Source organism: Brucella pseudogrignonensis (assembly GCF_031454375.1).
Taxonomy (GTDB): Bacteria; Pseudomonadota; Alphaproteobacteria; order Rhizobiales; family Rhizobiaceae; genus Brucella; species Brucella pseudogrignonensis_A.
In genome coordinates, this window is sequence record NZ_JAVDQT010000001.1 from 1464360 (window position 1) to 1482829 (window position 18470).

Here is an 18470-nt window from a genome sequence, read left to right on the forward strand (position 1 = left end):
CCTCACGAGTTCCACTTGGTCCGCTGGCGCAGGGCCAGAAGAACCATCGACATGGCAATAATGACAATGAAGAACACCACGGCAATCGCCGAGCCATAGCCAATGTCGTAATAGGAAAACGCCACGTTATAGAGATAGATATTGATGGTTTCCGATGCAGTTCCGGGACCGCCCTGCGTCATCGCATAGATGATGTCGAAGCTTTTCAGCGCATCAATCGAGCGGATGATAACAGCAACCATGATAAACGGCAGGATCATCGGAAGCGTGATATAGCGGAATTTCTGCCATCCATTGGCGCCGTCAATTTCCGCACTTTCAAACGGATCGCGCGGCATGGAAGCAAGCCCCCCCAGCACAATCAGCATGACGAGCGGCGTCCACTGCCAGGTTTCAACCAGCACCAGCGACGGGATAACCGTGCTCTGATTAAAGATCCACTCTTGTGGCGCAATGCCGATCAGCGAGAGAAGATAATTCAGCACACCCAACTGCGGGTGATACATCATGGTCCAGACAAGGGCGACCGCAACCGGCGTTGCCATCATCGGCATAACGAAAATACCGCGCAACAGGCCGCGCATCGGCAATTTGCTGTCAAAGACCAGTGCTGCAATCGTGCCCAAGATCATCGGAGCCACGACCGAGAGAACCGTATAGACAACCGTGTGCCACATGGATTCCCAGAAGCGCATATCGGCGGCAAGGCGCAGATAATTGTCGAAGCCGACAAAGCTCTGCTCACCGCCGAGCTGCCACTGATTGGCACTCATCCAGAGTGTAAACACCCATGGGAAAACGATCACCGCCCCGACGGTAATCAAGGCTGGAAGAACGAACGGCCAGTAACTTGGCCGCAGGCGACCTGTGACCGGCTTGGTGGCAGGAACAGCTCGCGCTGCTCCTGTTTTTGCACCTATCGGGGCGGCAGATGTCATTTTCCTTCGCTCCGTGCGAGGACCGGACGGAATTCTTCCGTCGCGCGTTTCATTTCAGTTTCTGCGTCAGCACCATTCAACAGATTGGTGAGGCCAACACCGATAATGTCGCGGAATTCCGTGACAGGTACGATGACTGGCAGGCAGAGCTGGCTGATTGGGGCAGACTTCGAGAGCGCCTCCACCCAGCCTTCCGGCATGGTGACGCCCTTGCGGACTTCAGCGTCGTCGATGATCGACTTGCGGAACGGAACGCCTGATCCCGATTGCAGAAGACGCGCGCCCATTTCCTTGGAAATGGCCCACTGGCAATAAAGATATGCGGCTTCCTTGTTTTTCGAAGCTTCGGTCACGCCGATGCCGTCGCCGGTGGTCGGTGCGGCCTGTGCATTCGGGCCTGCTGGCATAACGCCATAGCCAACCTTGCCGACAACACGCGATTTGTTCGGGTCTTCGAGTGGTGGCGCAAAGCCGATGCCGTCGAGCCACATACCAACGCGGCCCTGAAGGAAATTCGACTGACATTCTGCCCAGTTGAAGCCAGCAACACCGGGAGGTGCGGATTTTGTCATCAGGCGCTGATAAAGCTTGGCTGCTTCAATGCCTTCAGGAGAATCCGTCTGGACATTGCCATCGGCATCCACCGACTGCTTGCCATAACCAAGCAGAAGGCTGGTATAGACCGGCGCATTGGCATTTTTCATGCCTCGCGCAACGAAACCATAAGTTCTGGTTGCAGGGTCAGTCAGGGCTTCGGCGGTTGTGACCAGCTCTTCAAAGGTCTTAGGGAATTCAAGACCCTTCTCCGCGAAGAGGTCTTTGTTCCAATAGATGATCCAGTAATCCACCGAGAATGGCAGCGCGCCGAAGCGACCATTGGCATCCTTGGCGAAAGTCAGACCAGCGCTCGCAAAATCATCTTCTGTGAGCGACGCATCGGTCAGCGTCGGGTCTTTCAGGAACGGGGTGAGATCGGCAAGCCAGCCGCCCTTTTCAAACTGACGCTTCTGAACGTGATAGCTGATGTGAATGACGTCGAAGCTCGGACGGCCCGAGGTCAGCTCGATCACTGCCTTCTGGCGCTGCTGCTGTTCCGGCGTCTGCTCAGAATTGACCTTGATGCCGGTCAGATCTTCAAATTCCTTTTGATGCTTCTGAAGGAGTTCACCGCGCGGGCTCTTGATAAGGTTCACTTCAAGCGTCGTGCCGGCATATTTCTTCCAGTCAACATTGGACTGGGCAAATGACGGCGTGAAGCCTGTTATGCCGGTTGCAGCAATTGCTGCGGTTCCCGCCATAAACTGACGGCGTGTCGGACGTAATAAATTCATTGCTTACTCCTCCCCTGTTGTGTGTTTGGTTCGGCGACTCCTCTCGCCAAACCTTCAGAGCGTTTCCTTTTTGATAGAATGATAGGAAACGCTCTAATTTTTTATTTTTCGCATTATCCTACGCAAAACCGCTACGCACTTTTGCTGGAAATGCTTAGTCTCAAATATGCAAAGCCAGCTTCCGTGCGTTGTTGATGTGAACGGCGATAGCATCCATGGCAGTCTGTGGATCGCGGGTTTCGATTGCCGACAACACCGACAAATGTTCCTGCATGACCGGGATCACGCGCCCGGTAATACGAAAACGCTCCTGATTGATCAGACGCATCTTGATCGTATTTGTTTGATAGTTTCGCCAGATGATTTCATTGTCGAGCGAGCCGACAATCGTGTCATGCAGGCTCCAGTCGATATTCTGCGCCTGCTCTTCAAGCTCCGGCGTCTCACCTTCGCTCATGGCACGATTGAGCGTTTCTTCGTGCGCTGCACGAAGCGAACGCAGCAATGTATCGGAAGCCGACTGACAGAAAATCGCAACCGATTCCTTTTCGATAAAAAGGCGAAACTGAAACGCCTCGCGGATCAGGTTCAGATCGATATGGGCGATCTGCAGTCCGCGCTGCGGCACAGTCTTAATCAGACCTTCCGTTTCGAGACGCGGGATTAATTCGCGGATCGCGCCCAGCGGCAGACCCGTCATTGTGACAAGCTGGCGCTGGGAAACGAACTGGCCCGGATGAAAATCACGCGCCAGCAAATGCTCGGTGAAGCTCTGATAAGCCTTATCCCGCAATTTTACTGGTTCGTTGTGATCGTCCGCCAAAGCCATTCCCTTTTTGCTACTAGAGCTTATGCAATGGTCAAGCCGCTTTTGCCATATGCAAACGGTCGAATACACTACCAATTGCATCGAAATCCGCATCATTCAGCGAAATCAACGGTGCGCGCACGCGACGCCATTCCTTGTCACCCGTATGACGCGCAACCATAGCTTTGACCGCAGGCGTGACCGGATAATTAAGCAGCTGGCGCACTGCAGCAACCAGCTCGTTGTCATCCAGACCCTCATTGATCATGCGCAGAAGACGATCCGGGAACAGGTTTGCCATGCCGGAAATCGCACCCTGTCCGCCAAGGCGTACACCGGCTGCAAGATCACGCTCATCGCCGATCAGGATCGCAATATCCTTGTGGGCTGCAAGCAGCTTTTCCGTATAGGACCAGGTGCCGGAAGAGTCCTTCACACCGATGATGATGTCACCGAACGCTGCACGCAGACGGGTGATAAGATCGACCGACAGTTCAACAGCCGTCACCGACGGAATATTGTAAAGGATGATGCTGCGGGCATCGGCGCCCAAACCCTTGAACACAGAAGAGAACCAGTTGAACAGACCTTCATCGGAGAGGTTTTTGAAATAGGACGGTGGCGCGAGAAGGATAGCCTTGCAGCCGCGACGCAGCGCATCAGCAGACTGTGCGGTTGCATCGGCAATCGAGTTTTCCATCACGCCGACGACGATGTTGGAAGCAGCAAATCCCTGAGCGATGAAGGCATCGAGAAGCGCTGCGCGCTCGGCGTCACCAATGGAAGAACCTTCGCCGGTCGTGCCAAACAATGTGACGCTTGAGCAGCCATTATCAAGACGAGCGCGGGCATGCTTCAGTGCGCGGCTGACGTCGATATTGCCATCAGCATCGAACGGTGTCGTGAGTGCTGCAGAGAGGCCGAAGCGCTCCTGCCCAGAATGATTATGTGCCAAAACTGGCTCCTCCCAAGATTGAACTGTAAGTTTGCACATACTAACATGTTAGTAAATAGTCAATTTGATGTTGAAGCTTGAATGTTCAATTTTGAGGGAGGTTTTTAATTATTGTGCGGGAACGATACCCGTTTCGATGAAGGAAAGAACTTCCTTCTGGCTGGGCGAACCAGCGCGACCGCCAAAGCGTGCGCATTTGATGGCGGCGGCGGCATTGGCAAAGCGGATGATGTCGGTCATCGACTTGCCCTCCACAAGACCATGCGCGAAAGCGCCATGGAACACATCGCCCGCAGCCAGCGTATCGACCGCAGCCACCTTAAAACCCGGCACATGCAAAACCCGTTTGCCAGCGCCTTCCGTCCAATAACAACCATCCGCACCGCCGGTTACAGCTGTAAACACGTCGTAACGGTCGGCAAGAATGCGTACACATTCGCGCAAATCCGCGGTGCCTGTCACGCTGATTGCAGCCGGTTCTGACGCAACAATATGGGTTGCAAGCGGAAGCAAGGTTTCAAGCAATTCAACAGTTGCGGTATCCGCATCCAATATTGCCGGAATGCCTGCATCGCGCGCGGCACGCAGCGCAGTTTCCGCCGCCCATGGCCAGCGCACATCGGTCATGACGGCAGCATAACCACCTGCCGCAATTGGCGGCACGGTTTCAGCCGGGCTGGCAAGCGTGCGATCATAAAACGGCACGATGATGCGTTCGCCATTTGCATCGACAAGGATCGAAGAGAAAGCCGTGCGTGTGCCTTCCAGCCGCCTGATATACGAACAATCAATGCCCTCAGTGATAAGCTCTGCGACAGCGCGACCACCCACCGGATCAATCCCGGCAGAAGCCCACAGCGCCACCTCGCCGCCAAGCCGCGCAATGGCAGCGGCGGCACTCGAAGCCATACCGGCTGCGATTTCAACAGCCTCACGCGGCAGATATTTACCTGCCGCATGTGGGAGCGTATCAAGGCGGAGAATGGTGTCCATGGTGAGAGCACCGACACAGAGAATCTTAGTCATCATGATTACGAAATGAGGCCTTCGGAACGTAAGGTCTGCCAGAATTCACCCGGGATCGACTGCTCGAACCAGACGACATTCTGCCTGATCTGTTCTGGCGAACGCACACCGATCAGGATGGAGCTGACGGCCTCATGCCGCAACGGAAACTGCATGGCAGCAGCGGCCAGCGGCACATGATACTCATCGCAAATATCGTGCAGGCGATTGGTGCGCGCAATGATGTCAGCAGGCGCATCGGCATAATCGAACTTCTGTTCGCCGCCGCGCGGCGCTGCGAGAATGCCTGAATTGAACACACCGGCGATCACCAGCGCCATGCCACGCTTTTGCGCCAGTGGCAGGAATTCTTTTTCCGAAACCTGATCGAGCAGCGAATAGCGGCCAGCGAGAAGCGAGCAATCAAGATCAGCTTCTTCCAGCGCATCGCGAATGATCTGCCATTCGTTCACGCCAAGGCCGAAGCCTTTGATGTTGCCTGCTGCGCGCAGTTCGGCCAGTGCGCGAAAACCGCCGCCTTTTGTCAGCGCACTCCAGTGAAAATCGTGCCGGTCGGCATGGGTCACGCTGCCAATATCATGGACATAGAGCAGGTCGATTTCCGGGAAACCGAGACGCTGCTGGCTATCATCGAAGCTGCGCATCACGCCGTCATAGCTATAGTCAAAGACTTCACGAAAATTGAGACCATTGTGCCAACCCGAATCGAGCGGATTTTTCGGCGGCGCTGGGGGTAAAGTACGACCAGCGCGCTCATTGGTCATCAGGCGTCCGACCTTAGTGGACACAACCGCGCGTTCGCTTTTTTCGCGCAGCATATCGCCAAGCAGATGCTCGCAACGGCCATAGCCATACATCGGTGCGCTGTCAAAATAACGGATGCCACTGTCCCAGCCAGCTTCCAGCAAAGCGCCCGCGTCAGCTCGCGAAACTGGCGCATAAAGCCCACCTAGAGGGGCCGTTCCCAGACCAAGAGCTGTTACGCTGAGACCAGTATGTCCAAGTAAACGCTTCTCGGATGCTTTGAATTGCATGGATATCTCCTCCAGAATCTATGCTTTTGCGCCTTAGAGCGCGGAGAGACTGATAAGAGGAAGATAATAAATGCGCAAACGAAAAACTTATTCATCGGCGAGTGGCTTGCGTTCTATCCGTTTATGCAAAGCGGACCTGAATGTTTTGTGAAAGCTGCGCAACCGGACGCGACTGATCGCCTGCAGCAACCCAGATCAGCTCCTCGATCTCGCTGGAAGCGGCAGGCACCTGCCCTTCCCTCAAAGTGAGATGAAACAGCTCAGCCTCGACAATTGAATCTGTTTCATTGGCAGCGGGTGCGGACATGCGTGCGGCATGGCGCAATTGGCTTTCATCGATGCGAATGCCAAGCTCTTCTTCGATCTCGCGGATGAGGGCGATTTCAGGCGCTTCACCCGCATCGATTTTGCCGCCGGGCTGGAAGAAAATATCGCTACCACGCTTGCGCACGAGGAGGAAACGGCCCGCTTCATCACGGACAATGGCTGCTGCAATAAGAATCGTTTTCATAAGGGCGAAACATCGTCACGAACACGCACACCGTCAAGAATAATTGCCGCTATCGATCGTGCGGTCTGCTCATAAAAATCGGGCTGTCCAGCACGGTTGCCAAGAATGGCTGCGACCTGAACAGAGAAGTCGGAATAATGCTGCGTCACCGCCCAGATCGTGAAAATAAGATGATAGGGATCAATCGGTGCGATGCGCTTTTCTTCGATCCAGCGATGAATAACCTGCGCCTTTTCATCGACAAGATCTTTCAAATGACCTTTGAGAAAATCGGTAATGGCCGGAGCGCCATGCAGGATTTCATTGGCAAATAGCCGCGATGCTGCGGGCCGCTTAGCCGATAACTCAAGCTTCTGCGCGATATAGTTTCGCAGCTCTTCAAGCGGATCGCCATCCGGATTGATACTTTCAAACGGACCAAGCCATTCGGTCAGCGTTTCTTCGAGAACAGTCACATAGATATTTTGCTTGCGTGGAAAATAATAAAGCAAATTTGGCTTCGACATGCCTGCCTTTTCGGCAATCTGGTCAACAGTGGTGCCACGAAAGCCATAGGCAGAAAAAACATCAAGCGCTGCATCAAGAATAAGCCTGCGGTTGATCGCCTGAATGCGCGTCGCACCTTCCGCCTTATCGCTCGCACCTGCTTCGGCAGGGGCATTCGCGGGGGCTGTCGCATCTGTGACCATTTAGCACCTTCTCGTGAGGCAAAATTTCTTAAAACCGCTTGACCACTGCCGAACGCTCTTCTAGCCTGCATTTTGACCAACTAGTCAAGTTTTTGCAATCATCCCAACAAGATTGAGGGCAAGAAGATTGAGGCCAAAGAGCCGGGTCGCGGGAACAACATAACATGTGAAACGCTGGCAGCAATGCCACTGTTATTGCATACTTGAAATGTGGAGGCAGAGCATATGGCGCTCAGCAGCAATCTCAAGGTCAATGGCGACAGGCTGTGGGACAGCCTGATGGATATGGCGCAAATTGGCCCCGGCTTGCGCGGTGGCAATAATCGCCAGACGCTGACCGATGAAGACGCCGAAGGCCGTCAGCTTTTCCAAAAATGGTGTGAACAAGCCGGTCTGTCGATGACCGTCGACACCATGGGCAATATGTTTTTCCTTCGCCCCGGCGAAGATGCCGATGCTGATCCGGTCTATATGGGCAGCCATCTCGATACACAGCCGACCGGCGGCAAATATGATGGTGTGCTCGGCGTGCTGGGCGGACTTGAAGTCATGCGCACGCTGAACGACACCAATATCAAGACAAAGCGCCCTATCGTCGTGGTCAACTGGACCAATGAGGAAGGTACGCGTTTTGCACCTGCCATGCTCGCTTCCGGCGTTTCTGCAGGGGTCCATGAGCAGGACTGGGCCTATGCGCGCACCGACGCCAAGGGCAAGAAATTCATCGATGAGCTGGAGCGCATTGGCTGGAAGGGCGACGAGCCAGTGGGCAAGCGCAAAATCCATTCGATGTTTGAGCTTCACATTGAGCAAGGCCCGATTCTCGAGATTGAGAACAAGGATATTGGCGTCGTCACCCATGGTCAGGGACTGTGGTGGTTGCAGGTAACGCTAACTGGCAAGGAAGCGCATACCGGCTCGACGCCGATGAAAATGCGCAAGAATGCAAGTCTGGGTCTCGGCAAGCTGCTGCAGCTCGTCAACGAGATTGCCATGTCGCATCAGCCGGATGCGGTTGGCGGTGTGGGCCATATTGAAGTATCGCCAAACTCACGCAATGTGCTGCCAGGCCAGATCGTTTTTACCGTCGATTTCCGCTCGCCGGATCAGGCAACGCTTGACGCCATGAAAGCGCGCTTTGAAGCCGAGGCGCCAAAGATCGTAAAAGACCTTGAAATCGGCATCGAGATTGAAGTGGTAGGGCATTTTGATCCTGTCACATTCGATGAAGGCTGTGTCACAGCAATCCGCAATGCAGCCGAACGGCTTGGTTACAGCCATCGCAACATTGTTTCCGGTGCTGGTCACGACGCCTGCTGGATCAACCGCGTTGCACCGACCGCCATGGTCATGTGTCCATGCGTGGATGGTCTCAGCCACAACGAAGACGAAGAAATTTCTAAAGAATGGGCATCGGCTGGCGCTGATGTGCTTCTTCATGCCGTATTGGAGACTGCTGAAATTGTGAGTTAATTTCCAGCCCATCCAATACCTGTTCGAAACAAAACCAAAAAGGGGAACGCGAACATGGGTAGTTCTGGGGCAAGTAAGGTCATCAAAGGCGGCACCGTGATTACGGCTGACCGCACCTTCAAAGCCGACGTTCTTATCGAAGGTGAGAAGATTGTTGCCGTGGGCGATAATCTGACCGGCGATGAAACCATCGATGCGACCGGCTGTTACATAATGCCCGGCGGCATTGATCCGCATACGCATTTGCAAATGCCCTTCATGGGCACCTATTCATCCGACGATTTCGACACCGGTACCGCTGCAGCACTTGCTGGCGGCACAACGATGGTTGTCGATTTCGTACTGCCGGGACCGGAAGGCAATCTGCTCGACGCATTGCAGGAATGGTTCCAGAAGGCAGGTAAGGCGCGCACCGATTATTCGTTCCACATGGCGATCACCGGCTGGAGCGAACGTGCCTTCAACGAAATGCCGGAAGTGGTGAAACGCGGCATCAACACCTTCAAGCACTTCATGGCCTATAAGGGCGCATTGATGGTGAATGATGACGAGATGTTCGCATCATTCCAGCGCTGTGCAGAACTCGGTGCCATGCCGCTGGTGCATGCGGAAAACGGCGATATTGTTGCGCAATTGCAGGCAAAACTGCTTGCTGCTGGCAATGACGGACCGGAGGCGCACGCCTATTCACGACCGCCGGAAGTCGAGGGTGAGGCCACCAACCGCGCCATTATGATTGCAGATCAGGCTGGTGTGCCGCTTTATGTGGTGCATACATCCTGCGAGCAGGCGCATGAAGCAATCCGCCGCGCACGCCAGAAAGGCATGCGGGTTTATGGCGAGCCGTTGATCCAGCATCTGACATTGGATGAAAGCGAATATCACAATCGCGACTGGGATTATGCCGCGCGCCGCGTCATGTCGCCGCCGTTCCGCGACAAGGTCAATCAGGACAGCCTCTGGGCCGGGCTTGCCGCCGGAAGCCTGCAAGTGGTGGCGACCGATCATTGTGCCTTCACCACCGAACAGAAGCGCAATGGCATTGGCAATTTCACCAAAATTCCGAACGGTACGGGCGGGCTTGAAGAACGATTGCCCGTGCTCTGGACGCGCGGTGTTCGCACCGGGCGTTTGACGCCAAACGAGTTCGTGGCTGTGACCTCAACCAATATTGCGAAGATCCTCAACATCTATCCGCAGAAGGGTGCAGTCCTGCCGGGTGCCGATGCTGATCTGATTATCTGGGATCCGGAAGCGACCAAGAAGGTCTCCGCCAAGACGCAGCATTCTTCCATTGATTACAACGTCTTTGAAGGCTTTGAGCTGAAGGGCCTGCCCGTCAAAACATTCTCGCGCGGACGTCTCGCCTATGACAATGGCCATGTGACTGCACAGCCGGGCGATGGTCGTTTTGTCGAGCGCGAACCCAATGGGGCCGCCAACAAGGCACTGTCGCAGTGGAAAGAAATCGTCGCACCCCGCAAGGTGGAACGCAGCGCCGAACATATGCCGATAGGGGTCTGAACCATGGCTCTGGCTCAATTTCGGGAAATGCGCATGAATTCAGAAAACAGCGTTGCCCCGGAAAGGGGCCTGAAGACTGCTGAGACAGTCATCGACATTAAAGAACTGTCGCTGGTGTTTGAAACCAATGATGGTCCGGTTCATGCCCTGTCCGAGATCAATCTCGCCATTCAACGTGGCGAGTTTGTTTCTTTCATTGGTCCGTCTGGTTGCGGCAAAACCACCTTGATGCGTGTGGTGGCTGATCTTGAACAACCAACTTCTGGCTCCGTCACCGTTAACGGCAAGACGCCTGAACAGGCGCGGCTAGATCGCTCTTATGGCTATGTGTTTCAAGCGGCAGCGCTTTTCCCATGGCGCACGATCGAAGACAATATCAGCCTGCCGCTTGAGATTATGGGCCATTCAAAAGCCGAGCGAAAAGCCTGTATTGAAAAGAATCTGGCACTTGTGAACCTCACCGGTTTTGGCAAGAAATTTCCGTGGCAGCTTTCCGGTGGAATGCAGCAACGCGCATCGATTGCGCGTGCGCTGTCGTTTGACCCGGACATGCTGCTGATGGATGAGCCTTTTGGCGCGCTTGATGAAATCGTGCGCGACCATCTTAATGAGCAACTTTTGAAACTCTGGGCGGCGACACAGAAAACCGTGATTTTCGTGACCCACTCCATTCCTGAAGCCGTATTCCTTTCGACCAAGATCGTGGTCATGAGTCCACGTCCGGGCCGCATTCATGAAATCATCGACTGCGATCTCGGACCAGACCGAACACTGGACATTCGTGAATCGGAAGCATTTCTGAAAATCGCCCATCGCGTGCGCGAAGGCCTTCGGCTGGGGCACATCCATGATTAAACAGCGGGGGCAACAATCGGGTGAAGGGGGGCGGCAATGACAGCCTTTTTTCGCGAAAAATTTATTCCGGTTGCGACCATTCTCGCGATCATTATTGCGATCTGGTATGCTTTTGCAGTCTATCTGAATGCGCCGTTTGAACGTGATCAGGCGCAACGTGCCGGAACAGAAATCGGGTTTTCAACGCTTGTAGCCAATACAATGCAGCAGGACCGACCGGTGTTGCCTGCTCCACATCAGGTGGCAAATGAACTCTGGAAAACAGTCTTTGCCGTCAAGCCAAGTTCCAAGCGCAGCCTCGTCTATCATGGCTGGGTGACGCTCTCATCAACGCTGCTTGGCTTCGTGCTTGGCTCGGCGCTCGGCGTGCTGTTGGCGGTCGGCATTGTACACTCGACAACGCTTGATAAAAGCCTCATGCCTTGGATCATCACCTCGCAGACCATTCCCATTCTGGCCATCGCACCGATGATCATTGTGGTGCTGAATGCGATTGGCATTTCAGGGCTGTTTCCGAAGGCCGTCATTTCCACCTATCTGTCGTTCTTTCCGGTGGCGGTGGGCATGGTCAAAGGTTTGCGTTCGCCCGATGTGATGCATCTTGATCTGATGCGCACCTATAATGCCTCGAAAAATCAGGTGTTCTGGAAGTTGCGCTGGCCTGCTTCGATGCCGTTTCTGTTCACCTCGATGCAGATTGCAGTTGCGATCAGCCTTGTCGGTGCCATCGTTGGCGAATTGCCGACAGGTGCAGTTGCCGGGCTTGGTGCGCGCTTGCTGGCCGGTTCCTATTACGGGCAGACAGTGCAAATCTGGGCGGCACTGGTGCTTGCGGCCTTCATGGCATCCATCCTTGTCGGTCTGGTCGGCATTGCAGCCACGATGGCCAAACGGCGCATGGGCATCAAGCCGGAAAAGGCGGCATCATGATCATCAACATTGCTATCATCATCGCTCTGATTGCCGTGTCATGGTTTGTCGTGCAGGGGCTGGCAAGCGTTAAAATCCGCAATGCGCAAGGACAAAAGCTGCTCGACATTGCGGTGCCCGCACTGTTTGGCATTGCCATGCTGGCGCTATGGGAAGTCGCTGTGCGGATTTTCGAGGTTCCGTCAGTGCTTTTGCCAGCACCCTCCGTCATATGGGCACGCATAACCAGTTCCGTACCGATCCTCTGGGCCGATTTTCAGCAGACTTTCTTGAAAGCCGTCATCATTGGCTATGTGGCAGGCTGCGGGCTTGGCTTTATTACCGCGATCATTGCAGACCGCATTCCGTTTCTGCGCAAAGGCTTGTTGCCGCTGGGCAATCTTGCCGCCGCCCTTCCTATTGTGGGCGTGGCGCCCATTATGGTGATGTGGTTTGGCTTTGACTGGCAGTCGAAGGCAGCCGTTGTGATCATCATGACCTTCTTTCCAATGCTGGTAAATACGGTTGCGGGGCTTGCTGCCAGCGGTGCTATGGAACGCGATCTCATGCAGAGCTATGGTTCCAATTACTGGCAAACGCTGATCAAGCTGCGCCTGCCTGCTGCCATGCCCTTCATCTTCAATGCGCTGAAAATCAATTCAACATTGGCGCTGATTGGTGCGATTGTGGCTGAATTTTTCGGCACGCCGATTGTCGGCATGGGCTTCCGCATATCGGCTGAAATCGGGCGCATGAATGTAGACATGGTCTGGGCTGAAATCTTTGTAGCCGCTCTTGCGGGGTCGCTCTCTTATGGGCTGATCGCGCTGATCGAGCGCAGAATGACATTCTGGCACCCTTCATACAGGAGGGCATGAGCCTGAATATATGGCATCCGCAAAAATAAGGTGGAGCCTTTAACAAGAGGAGAACTGAAATGAAAAAGGCAATATCTTTATGCCTTGGAACAGCCGCACTGGCGCTTGCACTCATGAGCAGCTCGGCAATGGCAGCGGACAAGCTGACCTTGCAGCTCAAATGGGTGACGCAGGGCCAGTTTGCTGGCTATTACGTCGCCAAGGACAAGGGCTTCTACGAAGAAGAAAATCTCGATGTAGACATTAAGCCGGGTGGCCCGGACGTGGCTCCCCCACAGGTGATTGCCGGTGGCGGCGCCGATGTCGTGGTGGACTGGATGCCATCAGCACTCGCGACTCGCGAAAAGGGTGTTCCGCTCGTCAACATCGCACAGCCGTTTAAGAAATCCGGCATGATGCTGACCTGCCGTAAGGAAACCGGCATTACCAAGCCGGAAGATTTTAAGGGCCGCACGCTCGGCGTCTGGTTCGGCGGCAATGAATATCCGTTCCTGTCATGGATGAGCCATCTGAAAATCCCAACCACAGGCGGCGCAGATGGTGTGACCGTGTTGAAGCAGGGTTTCAACGTCGATCCGCTGATCCAGAAGCAGGCCGACTGCATTTCGACCATGACCTACAATGAATATTGGCAGGTCATTGATGCCGGTCTTCCTGCGGATCAGCTCGTCGTGTTCCCTTATGAAGAACAGGGCGTAGCAACACTTGAAGATGGGCTTTATGTGCTTGATAAGAGCCTTGAAGACCCGGCCATGGTCGATAAACTCGCCCGTTTTGTCCGCGCATCGATGAAGGGTTGGCAATATGCCTCTGAGAACCCTGCGGAAGCTGCCGAGATCATTCTTGAAAATGATGCATCGGGCGCGCAGACACAGGAAGTTCAGGAGCGCATGATCAAGGAAATCGCCAAGTTGATCGATGGTTCGGATGGCACGCTTGATGTGGCAGCAGCCGACCGCACAGTCGATACATTGCTGGGTGGTGGTTCCGATCCGGTCATCACCAAAAAGCCGGAAGGCGCATGGTCGCCTAAGATAACCGATGCTTTGAAGAAATAACAAAGCAAGTAAAAAGCCCGGTCTCGCGACCGGGCTTTTTTCATTTCAGCTTTTCTTCCAGAGCCACAGCTCGGACCAGTTCGCGTTCCAACCGTGCTTCTTCTTCAACCTTTGGCTTGGTGAAGCGTCCAAGCAGAAGATAGGCAACCGGCGTTACGAACAGCGTTGCGATAGTTGCAAGGCCAAGGCCACCGACAATCACCCAGCCGAGCGCAACGCGTGCTTCTGCGCCCGCACCGCTCGCCAACACCAGCGGCACACCGCCGAGAACCGAACAGATCATCGTCATGCAGACCGGACGCAAGCGGATATTGGCCGCTTCTTCAATAGCCTGCCGCACATTCATGCCCTTGTCGCGCAACTGATCAGCAAATTCGACGATCAGAATACCGTTCTTGGCCATGATGCCGACCAACAGCACAAGCCCGATCTGGCTATAAACGTTGAGGCTGGTGCCGGTGAGGATCATCGCAAACACAGCACAGCCGAGACCGAGCGGCACCGTCGCCATCACGATCAGCGCACTGACGAAGCTTTCAAACTGCGCAGCCAGAACCAGCATAATGATGATGATTGCAAAGCCGAACACCAGCGCAATACCCGTTGAGGTTTCGCTCAGTGTCGAGGCTTCCGCCAGCGGAATAATGTGCGCGCCGGGCGGCAACAGCGGGGCCGCGATTTCCAGCGCTGCCGCATAAGCATCACCCAAGGCAAAATCACTGCGCAGATCGGTGGTGATCGCAACCGAGCGCAAACGCTCTTCACGGTTCAACTGCGGTGGAACTGCTTTTTCGACAACCGTCGCAATCGACGACATCGGGACATAACGACCATCAGTCGTCTTGAGGAAGACGTTTTCAAGATCGGTCGGGTCATTGATCGGATTTGTGGTCGAGACAAGCTTCACGTCGAAGCTTCTATCGCCCACATAGACCGAGCCGATTTTACGGCCATCAAGAACCGACTGCACCGCATTGGCGAGCCCGGTAATATCAATGCCCAAATCGGATGCGCGTTCACGGTTGATCTCAACGGAAAGCTGCGGTTGTGTTGGTTCAACCGAGAGACGCGGCTGCACAAAACGCGGATCTTTTTCGAGAGCCGAGACAATGGCATCGGTTGCAGGGCGCAATTTTGCATAATCGCTGCCAAGAACAGCAAACTGCAAACCGTTACCCGCACCACGGATACCAAGACTGTTTGGCTGAGCCGTGAAGATACGCACGGCAGTAATGCCCCGCACTCGCTCGTTAATATCAGCCATAATTTCTTGCTGCGAGCGGGCGCGCTCCTTCCATGGCGCAAGCGTCATTACCACGAAGCCGTTATTGGACGAACCGCCGGAACCGGCAATGGCATAAGTGGTCTCTATTTCACCGCTGTCACGCAGAGGCTGGATAGCCGCTTCAATCTTATCGAGCTGCGACTGAAGGAACTCCACGCTGATGCCCTGCGGTCCGTTGATGCGCAACAATGCAACAGCGCGGTCTTCCGTCGGGGTCAGCTCCTGCCGGAGTGTGCCAAAGCCGACATAGGACGCACCTGCAAACAGTATCGCGACCATCACCACAATGAAGGGAGCGGACAAGCAGGCATGAAGGCTCCTGCGATAGAAACTTGCCAGACCGCCGCCGATGCGTTGCAGGAATTGGGGGCCATGCCCGCCCTCACCGGCCTCGCTGCCCTCTTTGAGAAAGCGCGATGCCAGCATCGGGCAAAGTGTCAGAGCCACGACCGACGACAGCAGAATGGCAATTGCCAACACGAAACCAAATTCGCGGAACAGACCACCCGCCTGCCCCGGTAGAAACGAAATCGGCACAAAAACTGCAACAAGCGTGAGCGTGGTGGCAACCACCGCGAAAAACACTTCCTGCGTGCCAAGGACGGCTGCCGCACGCGGCCCCATGCCCTGATTGCGTCGGCGCACAATGTTTTCGAGCACCACAATCGCATCATCCACCACAAGGCCAGTGGCAAGCACCAGCGCCAGAAGCGTGAGAATATTGACCGAAAAGCCGCTGAGATAAATGGCAGCAATCGTTCCAATCAATGCAACTGGAATAGCCAAAGCGGGAATAAGCGTCGCGCGAATATCCCACAAAAACATGAAGATGATCACGACAACGATGATCACCGAAGCGATCAGTGCGATTTCAACTTCGTGGATCGCGCCTTTGATGAAGTTTGCATCATCACTTGTCACAGTGACGCTGACACCGGCTGGCAATGTATTCTTCAGATTTGCAACGGCGGCGCGAATGCCTTCGGAAATATCGAGTGTGTTCGACTGTGCCTGACGCACAATGCCAAGGCCGATTGCTGTCTTGCCGTTGGAGCGCACGGCAGAGCTTTCAATATCTGGTCCGAGGGTTACTGTTGCGACATCGCGAATTTGGGTGCGGCCTTTGATATAGACGTTTTCAAAGTCCTCGGGCTTTTCCAGATTGGCTGTCGCACGCACGACAATCGATTGATCAGAGCTGCGCAAGGAACCCGCTGGAGCATCCAGCCCCATCGAAGACAGTGCGCTCGAAATATCGGCAATGGTCAGGCCATAGCTCGCAAGCCGCGCCTGATTGATATCGATGCGGAAAATCTTGTCGCGATCACCATTGATCTGTACGTCGGCGACACCCGGAACCGCAGACAAGACGTCTTCGATCTGGTCTTCAACCAGAACCGTCATGTCATCTACCGACATGGTGTCGGACGTAACGGCAAGACGCATCACAGGATCAGCGTTTGAGTCCGCCTTGATGATGCGTGAAGGATCGGCCTCTTCTGGCACATTATTGGCCACACGCGAAATCGCATCGCGCATATCGGCAGCAGCGACATTGAGGTCCACACCGTCGTTAAACTCAACCGTCACACGGCTGCGCTCAAAGGATGACGAAGACGAAATCGACTTCACGCCTGAAACACGCGCAACGGCGTTTTCCAGTACCTGTGTCAGCTGCCGGTCGATGGTTTCTGCGGATGCACCACTGAAATCAGTGCTGATGGTGACAACCGGACGGTCAACATCCGGCAGTTCACGAATATCGACACCGGTAAAGGCTGCAAGGCCTGCGACGATAATCAGAACATTGATAACAAAAGCAAACACTGGACGGCGAATGAAAAGCGCCGTCGATCCGCCTTGATTGCTGGGATTCGAATTAGGATTGCTCACGCTTTATCCTCACCCTGCAACGCGGGCTTTGGCAGCCGGATCGATGCGCGCTGTGCCCTGCTCATCCTGCAAGCGCACAGGTGCATCATCACGCACGGTCTGCACGCCCTGCGTGACGATCATATCACCCTGTTTCACAGGCCCATCAATCAGGATATTGGTGGAATTGCGCTGCACAATACGCGCCGCCACTTTCTTAGCTTTGCCTTCTTCGACGCGCCAGACATAAGAACCATCCGCTCCCCACTGGATCGCCAGCGGATCAACCGAAGGAAAACTGTCGCCGGGGAAAAGAACCGTCACTGAGAAGGACATGCCAGCACGCAGACGGTCTTCGTCATTGTTGACCTCAGCACGCACATGCAGCGTGCGGCTTGCCTCATCAAGCATATTATCCACGGCATTGATTGCACCCTTGTAGCTCACGCCGGGAAAAGCAGTCGATTCTGCGGTCAGTGGCTGACCAACCTTGATCTGCGGTGCAAAACGTTCCGGCACCCAGATATCAATCAGTACTTTCGAGCGATCATCAATGCGCGCAATCGCGGTTTGTGCAGTCACATAGTTACCGGCATTGACCGGAAGAATACCGACGACGCCGGAAATTGGCGCACGCACCGTACGGCGGCTTAATGCCAGCTGCGCGTCATCAAGAGCGAGCTTTGCATTTGCAAGCGCAAGATCAGCTTCCACTTCCTGCACGACGGTTGCCGTGTTGGTGGCACGCAAACGCGCAATGCGCTGACGGGTCGTTTCGGCGTCTTTCAGCGCGATCTGCGCTTTATTGACGGCGATGGTTTCCGTTTCATTGTCAAGAATAGCAATCGGATCACCCGACTTGACGGCATCACCTGCCTTCACAAGCAGCTCATTCATATAGCCGCTCGAATAGGGCGTGACCGAAACCGTGCTCAATGCGCGTGCAGAGCCAATTGCCGTGAGCCGATTGTTGATCGTTTCTTCACCTGCTGGCTCAACCACAACAAGCGGTGCCGAACGACCGCCAGCACCGCCATGCGACTGCTGTGCGGGAGCATTGCCTGAAGCAGTCTGTGTTGAAGAGTCTTTGTTTTTATAGAGATACCAGCCACCCGCGGCAGCTCCGATAATAAGCAGGCACAGAACAATCTGCTTCCAGGACTTCATTCAACTCTCCGACAGAGCGCTATCGAGTGTATCGAAAGGCATCTGATTTAAATATTTGCATTCATGCTGACACTTTCATGCCTGCAAAGAGTATCAAAATGATGATCGCGCCAATAGGTTGCATAATCGTGCACGTGTTGCGTCATCACGGATTTTC

Annotated in this window: 16 protein-coding genes; 6 read left to right on the forward strand and 10 right to left on the reverse strand. The window is 54.5% G+C overall.

Features of this window, described 5'->3' with window-relative positions; translation table 11 throughout:
• Positions 1–2: 2 nt before the first annotated feature.
• From J2782_RS07370 to J2782_RS07410, 8 genes are all read right to left on the reverse strand, one after another.
• Entirely contained in the window at positions 3–938 is a 936-nt protein-coding gene (locus J2782_RS07370) for a carbohydrate ABC transporter permease (protein ID WP_310010944.1), read from the reverse strand.
• Positions 935–2269 (reverse strand): ABC transporter substrate-binding protein, encoded by a 1335-nt coding sequence (locus tag J2782_RS07375; RefSeq protein ID WP_310010945.1) that lies wholly within the window; start codon positions 2267–2269, stop codon positions 935–937. The genes J2782_RS07370 and J2782_RS07375 overlap by 4 nt, the downstream gene beginning before the upstream one ends.
• 160 nt (positions 2270–2429) lie before the next feature.
• Positions 2430–3092, reverse strand: a complete 663-nt coding sequence (locus J2782_RS07385) for a GntR family transcriptional regulator (protein ID WP_094506568.1) — start codon at positions 3090–3092, stop codon at positions 2430–2432.
• A gap of 37 nt (positions 3093–3129) precedes the next feature.
• A complete protein-coding gene (locus tag J2782_RS07390) occupies positions 3130–4032 on the reverse strand; it encodes a dihydrodipicolinate synthase family protein (protein WP_310010946.1) in 903 nt (300 codons plus the stop codon).
• Between the two features lie 108 nt (positions 4033–4140).
• Complete coding sequence (locus J2782_RS07395; protein WP_310010947.1) at positions 4141–5061, reverse strand: PfkB family carbohydrate kinase; 921 nt, start codon at positions 5059–5061, stop codon at positions 4141–4143.
• 2 nt (positions 5062–5063) lie between these two features.
• Positions 5064–6092, reverse strand: a complete 1029-nt coding sequence (locus J2782_RS07400; RefSeq protein ID WP_310010948.1) for an aldo/keto reductase — start codon at positions 6090–6092, stop codon at positions 5064–5066.
• Positions 6093–6213: 121 nt separating this feature from the next.
• A complete protein-coding gene (locus tag J2782_RS07405; RefSeq protein ID WP_310010949.1) occupies positions 6214–6603 on the reverse strand; it encodes an NUDIX hydrolase in 390 nt (129 codons plus the stop codon).
• Positions 6600–7292: a TetR family transcriptional regulator C-terminal domain-containing protein gene (locus J2782_RS07410; protein WP_310010950.1), complete on the reverse strand. Its 693-nt coding sequence runs from the start codon at positions 7290–7292 to the stop codon at positions 6600–6602. Before J2782_RS07410 ends, J2782_RS07405 begins: the two co-directional genes overlap by 4 nt.
• Before the next feature lie 225 nt (positions 7293–7517).
• Between J2782_RS07410 and J2782_RS07415 the strand changes: the two genes are divergently transcribed.
• Genes J2782_RS07415 through J2782_RS07440 form a run of 6 tightly spaced genes read left to right on the forward strand, consistent with a single transcriptional unit; the run spans position 7518 to position 13989 of the window.
• Positions 7518–8765, forward strand: coding sequence for a Zn-dependent hydrolase (locus J2782_RS07415; protein WP_310010951.1), 1248 nt, complete (start codon positions 7518–7520; stop codon positions 8763–8765).
• 54 nt (positions 8766–8819) lie between these two features.
• Positions 8820–10289 carry a dihydropyrimidinase gene (gene hydA / locus J2782_RS07420; protein ID WP_310010952.1) on the forward strand — a complete coding sequence of 490 codons (1470 nt, stop codon included), beginning with the start codon at positions 8820–8822 and terminating at the stop codon, positions 10287–10289.
• A 33-nt stretch (positions 10290–10322) separates the two neighbouring features.
• Positions 10323–11144 carry an ABC transporter ATP-binding protein gene (locus J2782_RS07425; protein ID WP_310010954.1) on the forward strand — a complete coding sequence of 274 codons (822 nt, stop codon included), beginning with the start codon at positions 10323–10325 and terminating at the stop codon, positions 11142–11144.
• A 36-nt stretch (positions 11145–11180) separates the two neighbouring features.
• Positions 11181–12074, forward strand: coding sequence for an ABC transporter permease (locus J2782_RS07430; protein ID WP_310010955.1), 894 nt, complete (start codon positions 11181–11183; stop codon positions 12072–12074).
• On the forward strand, positions 12071–12931 hold the full coding sequence (locus J2782_RS07435; protein WP_310010956.1) for an ABC transporter permease: 861 nt from the start codon (positions 12071–12073) through the stop codon (positions 12929–12931). Before J2782_RS07430 ends, J2782_RS07435 begins: the two co-directional genes overlap by 4 nt.
• A gap of 59 nt (positions 12932–12990) precedes the next feature.
• Positions 12991–13989 (forward strand): ABC transporter substrate-binding protein, encoded by a 999-nt coding sequence (locus tag J2782_RS07440; protein WP_310010957.1) that lies wholly within the window; start codon positions 12991–12993, stop codon positions 13987–13989.
• A 40-nt stretch (positions 13990–14029) separates the two neighbouring features.
• Here J2782_RS07440 and J2782_RS07445 read toward each other — a convergent pair whose 3' ends face one another.
• Both J2782_RS07445 and J2782_RS07450 read right to left on the reverse strand, forming a co-directional pair.
• Positions 14030–17167: an efflux RND transporter permease subunit gene (locus J2782_RS07445; protein WP_310010958.1), complete on the reverse strand. Its 3138-nt coding sequence runs from the start codon at positions 17165–17167 to the stop codon at positions 14030–14032.
• Positions 17168–17176: 9 nt separating this feature from the next.
• Positions 17177–18313 carry an efflux RND transporter periplasmic adaptor subunit gene (locus J2782_RS07450; RefSeq protein ID WP_310010959.1) on the reverse strand — a complete coding sequence of 379 codons (1137 nt, stop codon included), beginning with the start codon at positions 18311–18313 and terminating at the stop codon, positions 17177–17179.
• Positions 18314–18470: the final 157 nt, after the last annotated feature.